Raw genomic sequence first — 1,192 nt, forward strand, 5'->3', positions numbered from 1 at the left:
ATGGCCAAGGAAAAGTTCGAACGCACGAAGCCGCACGTGAACATCGGCACGATCGGTCACGTTGACCACGGCAAGACGACGCTGACGGCGGCGATCTCGATGACGCTGTCGAAGGCCGGCGGCGGCAAGGCGATGAACTACGCCGACATCGACAACGCGCCGGAAGAGAAGGCGCGCGGCATCACGATCAACACGTCGCACGTGGAATATGAGACGGCGAACCGTCACTACGCGCACGTCGACTGCCCGGGCCACGCCGACTACGTGAAGAACATGATCACGGGCGCGGCTCAGATGGACGGCGCGATCCTGGTGTGCTCGGCCGCTGACGGCCCGATGCCGCAGACCCGCGAGCACATCCTGCTGTCGCGCCAGGTCGGCGTTCCGGCGCTGGTGGTGTTCCTGAACAAGGTCGACATGGTCGACGACGAGGAGCTGCTGGAGCTGGTCGAGATGGAAGTGCGCGAGCTGCTGAGCTCGTACCAGTTCCCGGGCGACGACATTCCGGTGATCAAGGGCTCGGCCCTTGCCGCGGTGGAAGACCGCGACCCGCAGATCGGCGCCGAGCGCGTTCTGGAGCTGATGGCGGCGGTCGACAGCTACATCCCGCAGCCGGAACGTCCGATCGACATGCCGTTCCTGATGCCGGTGGAAGACGTGTTCTCGATCTCGGGCCGCGGCACCGTGGTGACGGGTCGCGTCGAGCGCGGCGTCGTCAAGGTCGGTGAGGAAGTCGAGATCGTCGGCATCCGTCCGGTCCAGAAGACGACCTGCACGGGCGTGGAAATGTTCCGCAAGCTGCTGGACCAGGGCCAGGCGGGCGACAACGTGGGCGTGCTGCTGCGCGGCACCAAGCGTGAAGACGTCGAGCGCGGCCAGGTGCTGTGCAAGCCGGGTTCGATCACCCCGCACACGAAGTTCGTGGCTGAAGCCTACATCCTGAACAAGGAAGAAGGCGGCCGTCACACGCCGTTCTTCACGAACTACCGCCCGCAGTTCTACTTCCGCACGACGGACGTGACCGGCATCGTGCGCCTGAAGGAAGGCGTCGAGATGATCATGCCGGGCGACAACGCCGAGCTGGACGTCGAGCTGATCACGCCGATCGCGATGGAAGAGAAGCTGCGCTTCGCCATCCGCGAAGGCGGCCGCACCGTCGGCGCCGGCGTCGTGGCCAAGATCGTCGAGTAAT

Annotated in this window: 1 protein-coding gene; it reads left to right on the forward strand. The window is 65.3% G+C overall.

Going from position 1 to position 1,192, the window contains the following annotated elements:
* Window positions 1–1,191: an elongation factor Tu gene (tuf, locus tag ACWGL1_RS16130; protein WP_338576128.1), complete on the forward strand. Its 1,191-nt coding sequence runs from the start codon at window positions 1–3 to the stop codon at window positions 1,189–1,191.
* The last annotated feature ends 1 nt before the right edge of the window (window position 1,192 follow it).

Source organism: Brevundimonas sp. NPDC055812, assembly GCF_053616535.1.